At 60.9% G+C, this 8,844-nt stretch carries 8 protein-coding genes, 2 pseudogenes and 1 riboswitch; of the genes and pseudogenes, 5 read left to right on the plus strand and 5 right to left on the minus strand.

Annotated features, from left to right (window positions below; genetic code table 11):
• Positions 1–816 (minus strand): AMP-binding protein (locus tag ACXRVY_RS10875; protein WP_458237374.1); only part of this gene is annotated, 816 nt, incomplete at its 3' end.
• Between the two features lie 152 nt (positions 817–968).
• Positions 969–1,598: a LysE family translocator gene (locus ACXRVY_RS10880; RefSeq protein ID WP_223461176.1), complete on the minus strand. Its 630-nt coding sequence runs from the start codon at positions 1,596–1,598 to the stop codon at positions 969–971.
• Positions 1,599–1,689: 91 nt separating this feature from the next.
• Between ACXRVY_RS10880 and ACXRVY_RS10885 the strand changes: the two genes are divergently transcribed.
• The 3 genes from ACXRVY_RS10885 (at position 1,690) to ACXRVY_RS10895 (ending at position 4,525) form a co-directional block, all read left to right on the plus strand.
• On the plus strand, positions 1,690–2,655 hold the full coding sequence (locus ACXRVY_RS10885) for a 2-hydroxyacid dehydrogenase (protein ID WP_458237375.1): 966 nt from the start codon (positions 1,690–1,692) through the stop codon (positions 2,653–2,655).
• Positions 2,656–2,688: 33 nt separating this feature from the next.
• Positions 2,689–3,687, plus strand: a complete 999-nt coding sequence (locus ACXRVY_RS10890) for a class I SAM-dependent methyltransferase (protein ID WP_223461172.1) — start codon at positions 2,689–2,691, stop codon at positions 3,685–3,687.
• Between the two features lie 39 nt (positions 3,688–3,726).
• Positions 3,727–3,851, plus strand: a riboswitch (yybP-ykoY riboswitch).
• Positions 3,852–3,940: 89 nt separating this feature from the next.
• Entirely contained in the window at positions 3,941–4,525 is a 585-nt protein-coding gene (locus ACXRVY_RS10895; protein ID WP_223461170.1) for a TMEM165/GDT1 family protein, read from the plus strand.
• Positions 4,526–4,671: 146 nt separating this feature from the next.
• On the opposite strand, the gene ACXRVY_RS10900 is transcribed toward ACXRVY_RS10895, so the two are convergent.
• Complete coding sequence (locus ACXRVY_RS10900) at positions 4,672–5,490, minus strand: M48 family metallopeptidase (RefSeq protein WP_458237376.1); 819 nt, start codon at positions 5,488–5,490, stop codon at positions 4,672–4,674.
• Positions 5,491–6,850: 1,360 nt separating this feature from the next.
• Here ACXRVY_RS10900 and ACXRVY_RS10905 point away from each other — a divergent pair.
• Both ACXRVY_RS10905 and ACXRVY_RS10910 read left to right on the plus strand, forming a co-directional pair.
• A pseudogene (locus ACXRVY_RS10905) lies at positions 6,851–7,048 on the plus strand (HAMP domain-containing protein); the annotation flags it as partial.
• Positions 7,049–7,159: 111 nt separating this feature from the next.
• Positions 7,160–7,903: a methyl-accepting chemotaxis protein gene (locus ACXRVY_RS10910; RefSeq protein ID WP_458237377.1), complete on the plus strand. Its 744-nt coding sequence runs from the start codon at positions 7,160–7,162 to the stop codon at positions 7,901–7,903.
• 112 nt (positions 7,904–8,015) lie between these two features.
• Here ACXRVY_RS10910 and ACXRVY_RS10915 read toward each other — a convergent pair whose 3' ends face one another.
• Together ACXRVY_RS10915 and ACXRVY_RS10920 are read right to left on the minus strand one after the other, a co-directional pair.
• Positions 8,016–8,639 carry an SOS response-associated peptidase gene (locus tag ACXRVY_RS10915; RefSeq protein ID WP_223461164.1) on the minus strand — a complete coding sequence of 208 codons (624 nt, stop codon included), beginning with the start codon at positions 8,637–8,639 and terminating at the stop codon, positions 8,016–8,018.
• Positions 8,640–8,674: 35 nt separating this feature from the next.
• A pseudogene (locus ACXRVY_RS10920) lies at positions 8,675–8,844 on the minus strand (DUF2007 domain-containing protein); the annotation flags it as partial.

Raw genomic sequence — 8,844 nt, forward strand, 5'->3', positions numbered from 1 at the left:
CCACAACTCCACCAGGTATTCCGGGTCATAGCGGCCGGGATACACCTGCTTGAGCCCGAGCATGGTCGCCACGTACGGCAAGCCCCAGGCGTGGACGTGGAACATCGGGGTGATCGGCATGTACACGTCGTTGGTGCCCAGCAGGCGCACGCTATCGATCGCGCCCATGATGGTCGACACGCCCATGGTGTGCAGCACCAGTTGCCGATGGGTGAAGTACACGCCCTTGGGGTTACCGGTGGTGCCGGTGGTATAGAACGTGGTCGCGACCGAGTTTTCGTCGAAATCCTCGAAGTCGTACTGCGGGCTCGCCGCTGACAGCAGTTGTTCGTATTCGCCGACGAGGTTCGGCAGGTCCGCGGTTTTTTCCGGCAGGTCAGTCAGCAGCAGGGTTTTCTCGACCGTGGTCAGTTGCCCCTCGATTGCCTTGTACAGGCCGACGAACTCGCTGTTGACCAGCACAAAGCGGTCCTCGGCGTGGTTCATGGTGTAGAGGATCTGTTCCGGCGACAGTCGCACGTTGATGGTGTGGATCACCGCACCAATCATCGGGATGGCGAACATGCATTCCAGGTAACGATGGCTGTCCCAGTCCATCACACCCACGGCATCCCCGGGCTTGACCCCGGCCGCCGTCAGCACGTTGGCCAGGCGGGCCACCCGTTCGATCAGGGTCGGGTAGCTGTAGCGCAACTTGTCGCGGTAGATGATCTCGCGGGTTTTCTCATAACGGGCACCAGACATCAGCAGCCGTTTGATCAACAGCGGGTACTGGTAAGCGCCTTCGGCCGGGGGGATAACGCGAGTCTGCAACATAAGAATCCCTTTTTCTGACTGCACGGTCGTGACTGAAAGTACGCACTGTAGTGCCCTTGATCGTCAGCCAAATCAGCCAAAGGAATGATTTGCAGAACCGCGCAAATGCTAGCGTTGCGCCAGCATTTGCAGCAATTCGTGAACCGTTACGGTCAGTGCATCTCGGTAAACGCGAGTTTCACACCGATCGCAATCAGCACCGCGCCCATGGTCCGGTCGAACCAGTGGCCCATGCGGGCGAAACCGGCGCGTACGCGCTGCTGGCTGAACAGCATCGCCACCAGGCAGAACCAGGCCGCTGTCGCCGCCGCCAGGTAAACCCCGTAACCGGCCTGCACGGCCAGTGGCGTTTGCGGATTGATGACCACGGTGAACAGCGATAGGAAGAACAGCGTGGCTTTCGGGTTGAGACCGTTGGTGACGAACCCTGAAGTGAAGGCACCACGGGCGGTGCGCTCGCCGGCTTCCTTGTGCAGATCGTCCACCACAGGCTTGGCCGGTTGCGCGCGCAGTGCCTTGTAACCGATGTACAACAGGTAAGCGGCGGCKGCCCATTTCAAGGCATTGAACAGCACGATCGACTGGGACACGATCAGGCCGATACCCAACAGCGAATAACCCACGTGCAGGAAAATCGCCGTCCCCACACCCAGCGCGGTCCAGGTGCCTGCGCGGCGACCGTGGGTAACACTCTCACGCACCACGACAGCAAAGTCCGGGCCGGGGCTGGCCACGGCCAGCAAGTGAATCAGGGCAACGGTCAAGAATTCTGTCCAGTACATGGGGGCTCCTTCAGGCCAAGCGTATCTATTTATTTCATCTGGTAGGCTCGGCAGATTACGCCTTCAGTTCATTGCACAAAAGGTACAGTTGATGACGAACACTCGCCGCGCCGTTTTCCTCGACCACCCGTCCCTGGACCTTGGCGACCTTGACCTCAATCCGCTGCGCAGTTGTTTCAGCGAACTGCAGCTTTTCGCCCAGACCTTGCCCGATCAAGTCATTGAACACCTCAAGGGTGCCACCGTCGCCATCAGCAACAAAATTGTCATCGATGCCGCCGCCATGGCCGCCAGCCCTGATCTCAAGCTGATCCTGATCACCGCCACCGGCACCAACAACGTCGACCTCGCCGCCGCCCGCGCCCACGGAATTACTGTGTGCAACTGTCAGGGCTACGGTACGCCATCGGTGGCGCAGCACACGATCATGCTGCTGCTCAACCTGGCCACACGCCTGGCCGATTATCAAAAAGCCGTCGGCGAAGGTCGCTGGCAGCAGGCCAAACAGTTCTGTTTGCTGGATTACCCGATTGTCGAACTCGAAGGCAAAACCCTTGGACTGCTGGGCCACGGCGAATTGGGCGGCGCAGTCGCACGGCTGGCCGAAGCCTTCGGCATGCGCGTTCTGCTGGGGCAAATTCCCGGACGCCCCGCCCGGCCGGATCGCTTGCCGCTGGATGAACTGTTGCCACAGGTCGATGCCCTGACCTTGCACTGCCCACTCAACGAACATACCCGCCACTTCATCGGTGCCCGTGAACTGGCCTCGATGAAGCCCGGTGCATTTGTGGTCAACACCGCACGTGGTGGTCTGATCGACGAACAGGCACTGGCCGACGCCCTGCGCAACGGGCATCTGGGCGGCGCCGCCACGGACGTGCTGAGCGTCGAGMCCCCCATTAATGGCAATCCGCTGCTGGCCCACGACATTCCGCGCCTGATCGTCACCCCGCACAACGCCTGGGGCAGCCGCGAAGCGCGTCAGCGAATCGTTGGCCAAGTGACCGAAAACGCACTGGGATACTTCAGCGGTAAGGCGCTGCGGGTCGTCAGTTGATAAACTGCGGCACTTTTTTTAACGGGAGCAGTTATGGATCCGCGCAGTGAAGTACTGCTTCGTCAGGCCGAGTTATTCCAGGGTTCGGTGTTGCTGGCCGGTTTGCCCGCCGACGACTTGCTGGGCCGTCTGCCCGAAGCTCATGGCTGGTGCTGGCACGCCGGCGATCAGGCCGCGCTGGACGCCCGCTTTGCCGAGCGCAGCCATTTTGGCGTGAATGCGCCGCAGCGCGAGTTCGATAGCGCCGTGGTGTTTCTGCCCAAGGCCAAGGACCTGACCGACTACATCCTCAACGCCCTCGCCTCGCGGCTGGCCGGCCGTGAGCTGTACCTGGTCGGCGAGAAAAAAAGCGGCATCGAAGGTGCCGCCAAACAACTCAACCCGTTCGGCAAGCCACGCAAACTCGACAGCGCGCGACACTGCCAGCTCTGGCTGGTCACCGTGGCCAACGCGCCTGAAGCCAAACCGCTGGAAAGCCTGGCGCAGACCTACGAACTGCCGCTGGCCGAAGGCCCGCTGAAGGTCATCAGCTTGCCGGGGGTGTTCAGCCATGGTCGCCTGGATCGCGGCAGCGCGCTGCTGCTGGAACATCTGGACAAACTGCCCGGCGGTCACCTGCTCGATTTCGGTTGTGGCGCCGGGGTTCTGGGGGCAGCGGTGAAACGTCGTTACCCGCACAACCAGGTCACGTTGCTGGATGTGGATGCCTTTGCCGCTGCCAGCAGTCGTCTGACTTTGGCTGCCAATGGTCTGGAAGCCGAGGTGATTACCGGTGACGGAATCGATGCCGCACCGATGGGTTTGAGTGCGATTCTGAGCAATCCGCCGTTCCATGTCGGGGTGCACACCGACTATTTCGCAACCGAAAACTTGCTGCGAAAAGCAGCCAAACATCTGAAAAACGGTGGCGAACTGCGCTTGGTAGCTAACAGCTTCCTGAAGTATCAACCGCTGATCGAAGAGCATTTGGGCGTGTGTGCGATCAAGGCGGAAGGACAGGGCTTCAGAATCTACCGGGCAAAGCGCGGCTGAGAATTTGTACTTGCCGAATGGATTTTGCCTAGGCAGAATCCGCTCCGTCCTAGGGGAGTAGTCTCCCACGAGCGCCACGCTCGTCCGGCATGCGTCAACATACTTGGTCAAAAGACCATGGCGCATGCGACCCAAGCATCCACATCAGATGGATCGCAGGGTTTGACAAGACCTATGACACGAACACCTTACCCGGGGCGGGAAGGCTGTACGTGTCATAGCCGTGTCGACCCGCCCCTTAGGAAAACCCCTGATGCTGGATTCACTACTCGTACCTACCGCAATCGTTGCCTTGGCCGAAATCGGCGACAAGACGCAACTGCTCGCGCTCATTCTCGCTGCCCGCTTCCGCAAGCCCTGGCCGATCATCGCCGGTATCGTCGCCGCGACCCTGGCCAACCACGCTGCAGCCGGTGCGATAGGCGCCTGGGTCGGCAGTTTCTTCTCGGATACGATGCTGCACTGGATCCTCGCCGCGAGCTTCGCCGCGACCGCACTGTGGACCCTGGTCCCGGACAAGATGGATGACGACGAAGCCAGCACCGCCCGCAAGTTCGGGCCGTTCCTGACCACGCTGATCGCGTTCTTCCTGGCGGAAATCGGCGACAAGACGCAGATCGCGACCGTGATGCTCGCGGCCCAGTATCCAGAGCTTTGGCTGGTGATCATCGGCACCACCCTCGGCATGCTGATTGCCAACGTACCGGTGGTACTGGCGGGCAACTTTGCCGCAGACAAATTGCCCTTGACCCTGATCCGTCGACTGGCGGCGTCGGCGTTCTTCATCCTGGCGATTGTCGCGGTGTACAAGGCGATGCAGAGCAGCGGGTGGGTTTGACGGTTTAGGTCGATAGACCGCGTTATCGTTCATCGCGAGCAAGCTCGCTCCCACAGGGTTCGGCGTCGAGCACAAAACCAATGTGGGAGCGAGCTTGCTCCGGGCGGCGCTCCGACGATGAGGCCCGAAGCCTCAATAGATGACCGTCAGGATTTCTTGGCCTGCTCATACAACGGCATCACTTTCGGAATCGCCGCCTGCAACGCCGCAATACGACTCGACGACGCCGGGTGAGTGCTCATGAATTCCGGTGGCGCACCTTCCGAGACCTTGCTCATCTTGTTCCACAGGGTAATTGCGGCATTCGGGTTGTAACCGGCGCGGGCCGCCAGTTCCAGGCCAATCAGGTCCGCTTCGTTTTCATTGGCGCGGCTGTTGGGCAAGGTCATGCCGTAGTTCGCCACGGTATCGGCCAGGGCCATGGTGTCCTGCCCCAATCCCAACAAGGCACCGGCGCCCTGCTTGGCCATTTCGATGCCGTAAGCCTYGGACATCGCTTCACGACCGTGCTCACGCAGGGCGTGGGCGATTTCATGCCCCATGATCGCGGCGATTTCATCGTCGGTCAGTTTCAGTCTGTCGATCAGGCCGGTGTAAAAGATGATTTTGCCGCCAGGGCCGCAGTTGGCGTTGAGCTCATCGCTCTTGATCAGATTGACTTCCCACTTCCACTGAGCCGCGTCCGGACGAAACGTCGGMGTCTGGGCAATCAGCCGGTCGGCAATCGCCTGAACCCGCCGGGCTTCATTGCTGGTCTTGTCCAGCACACCTTTGCTGGACGCTTCGCCCACGGTCTTCTGATAGGACTGGGCGTACATCTGGTCGACCTCTTGCGCGGACAACATGCTGAACATGTACTGCTTGCGCTCAATGCCCACTGCACCGCCGCTGGTGGTATTGACCGACTGACAACCGGTGAGCAGCAGCGCTGCGCTCAGTGCACTGACAACCAAAATCTTGTTCATCAAAAATTTCCCTGAAAACATGCCGCGTATCCTAGGCGTGGAAATGTCTAGACGCCAGATACAATGGACGTAAGACGCACAATTCGGACAAAGCTCTCATCGCCGTAGAAAAAATTCACATACGGCAACAACCCGCAGTCCATCACGCCGCGCATGGATTCATTTGCGACATCCGACACGCAAAAACAGTCATTTCAGCTGCCCGCGCTCATGCCCGTCCGACACTCTGCCGATACACCTGGGCAGACGTCCTTTTGCGTGCGGAGCCCCCATGAAATTCAAGTCGATCCAGTTTTCCGTGGCAGCCCTTGCCGGCGCCATTGTCCTTAGTGTCGTGGCAGCGCTGGTGGTGTATGCGCTGCTCTCCGGCGCCCGGACCCAAGACATGGTCCAGGAGCGGACCCAGGCCCAATTCGAGCAAGTCATCGAACAGCGCCTGACGTCCCTGGCGCAAACCCAGGTCAGCCAGATCCAGCGTGAACTCGAAGCACCGCTGCTGATTGCCGGCGGGCTGGTGCGGGTCAACGCCCTGATCGGCACACCGGGTACCGATGGCCAGCCTGCGCTGAGCCTCAGCCGCGAGCAATTGATCGGTCTGATCAAGGAAAACGTGGTCAAGAACCCGAAAATCCTCGGCACCTATATCGGTTGGGAGAAAGACGCACTGGATCACAACGATGCGGCCTATGTCGGCACTCAGGTAGTCGGCATCGACGCCGCCAACGGGCGCTTCCTGCCCTGGTGGTTCCGCAACGACGACGGCACCCTGGGCCTGGACAAACTGGTGGACGTCGACGACCAGAAAACCCTGTCCACCGGCGTGCGCGCCAGCGAGTACTACCTGTGCTCAAAAGAAACCAAAAAATCCTGCGTGATCGATCCGGCGCCTTATAAGGTGGGCGACAAAATCGTCATGCTCGCCTCCTTTATTGAGCCGATCATGCTCAACGGTGCCTTCCAGGGCATCGTCGGTGCCGACCTGTCGGTGAACTTCATCCAGGAAATGCTCTTGGGCGCCAACCAGAAACTCTACAGCGGCGCCGGGGAAATGGCCCTGATCGGCGGCAATGGCCGGATCGTTGCCTACACCAAGGATCCGAGCAAATTCGGCGAAAAGGTCAGCGACATCCTCGACAGCAAGCAGATCGCCAACATGGCCAATCTCAAGCGCGGCGAAGTCACCTATACCGTCGACAAGGCCCAAGGCCGGATCGAGTTGTACCTGCCGTTCGGCATCGGCCAGACTGACGCCCGCTGGACCTTGATGCTGCAGTTGCCGCTTAATGCGGTCATGGCCGACCTGCAAAAACTCCAGGCCGACCTGAACGCACAGCGCAAATCCGACACCTTCGGCATGGCGATGGTCGGTCTGGTGATTGCCGGTATCGGTTTGCTGGTGATCTGGCTGGTGGGCCACGGCATCGCCCGTCCGCTCAAGCAGATGGTGGCCATGCTCGACGATATCGCCCAGGGCGAAGGTGACCTGACCCGGCGCCTGAGCAGCGACCGCGCCGATGAACTGGGTTCGATCGCCAAAGGCTTCAATACTTTCCTGGCCAAGTTGCAGGCGATGATCACCCAGGTGGTGACGTCGGTGCAGAGCGTCAGCGATTCGTCGGAACACACTGCCGACATCGCCATCCGCACCAATACCGGTGTACACAAGCAAATGGCCGAGATCGATCAGGTGGCCACCGCTGTGCAGGAAATGACCGCCACCGCCCAGGACGTGGCGCGCAACGCGACCCAGGCCGCACAGGCCGCCAGCCATGCCGATCAGGCCGCCAGCCAGGGCATGCAGATCGTGCGCGACACCTCGAACTCGATTGGCGCCCTCGCAGTGGAAATCGGCCGCGCCGTGGGCGTGGTGCAAACCCTGGCCAAGGACAGCGAAAACATCAACGCCATCCTCACCGCCATTCGCGGGATCGCCGAGCAGACCAACCTGCTGGCCCTGAACGCGGCCATCGAAGCCRCCCGCGCCGGTGAACAGGGCCGAGGTTTTGCGGTAGTGGCCGACGAGGTGCGTAACCTGGCGCAGAAAACGCAAAAGGCCACCGAAGAAATCCAGACCATGATCCAGCAACTGCAGCAAGGCACGCGGGATGTAGTGCGGGTCATGGAAGACAGTCAGAACCGTACGGACGAAAGCGTACAGCACGCCTCCAAGGCCGCCGAAGCACTGGAAACCATTACTCAGGCGGTGTCGGTGATCAATGACATGAACACCCAGATCGCCAGCGCGGCCGAGGAGCAAAGTGCGGTGGCGGACGACATCAACCGCAACGTGATCAACATCGGTCAGGTGGCCAATGAAGTGGCCGGCGGCGCCGATGAGTCGAGCGCGGCCAGTGCGAATTTGACCAGGTTGGCCGAGCAGCAGCGGCGGTTGATCAATCAGTTCAGGGTTTGATCCAAAGGCCCCATCGCGGGCAAGCCCGCTCCCACAGGGGATTTGTGTACGCCACAGATCCAATGTGGGAGCGAGCTTGCTCGCGATGGGGCCGGCTCAGCCACCCAATAATTCAACCCGGAGTGAGGCACTCCGGCCCATTGAGCTTCGGATCATTCACCATGTTGGCCAGCACCCGCTCGCGCAACACGGCAGGCTCACTGGCCAGCAATGCTTGCAATGCATGCAACGGTGTCTCGGGATCCAGCCACGCCGCCTGCCCCACCTCATCAAGAATCAACGGCCGCCGCTGGCTTGCCGCCGGTTGGGTAATCACGGCGGTACTCAGCCAAACCTGCTCTTGCACCGGATACGCCTCCCAGATCGCCGCAAAAAACAATGACGAACCCTCCCCCGGTGTCAGCCAGTACGGGCGCTTGCGCGTCGTGCCGCGCCATTCGTAGAAACCGTTGGCCGGCAACAGGCAGCGGCGCAAGCGCAGGGCTTCGCGGAACATCGGTTGTTCGGCCACGGTTTCGGCACGAGCGTGGGCCGGAGTGCGGGACAGATCGGTCAGCCAGGGTGGCGTCAGGCCCCAGCGGGCGCGGGCCAGCGTGCGTTGACCGTCAGGCTCGGCCCGCAGCATCAACACCGAATCATTGGGGGAAATGTTCCACTGCGCCTGCTGGTCGGCGGGAAAACCGGGCAGCGCCGCGAAGGCGGGGTTCCAGCGAAACAGGGCATAACGTCCACACATGGGGCAACACGGCTCTTGATCAAACGAACGCCAGCCTAACAGACCAGCGTGCCGGGAAAGCTGTCCGGTTCATCGCCGGACAGCGGCAGCGCGGCATTGTACGCGGTGATCAGCTCGCGGGCGTATGCAGCCTGATCGTTCTCGACMGACAGCCCCAGCAAGCCATAGATCGGCAACTCGCCGCTGCCCCCGAGCAAATCACGGC

The organism is Pseudomonas sp. P5_A2_2, from assembly GCF_054177685.1.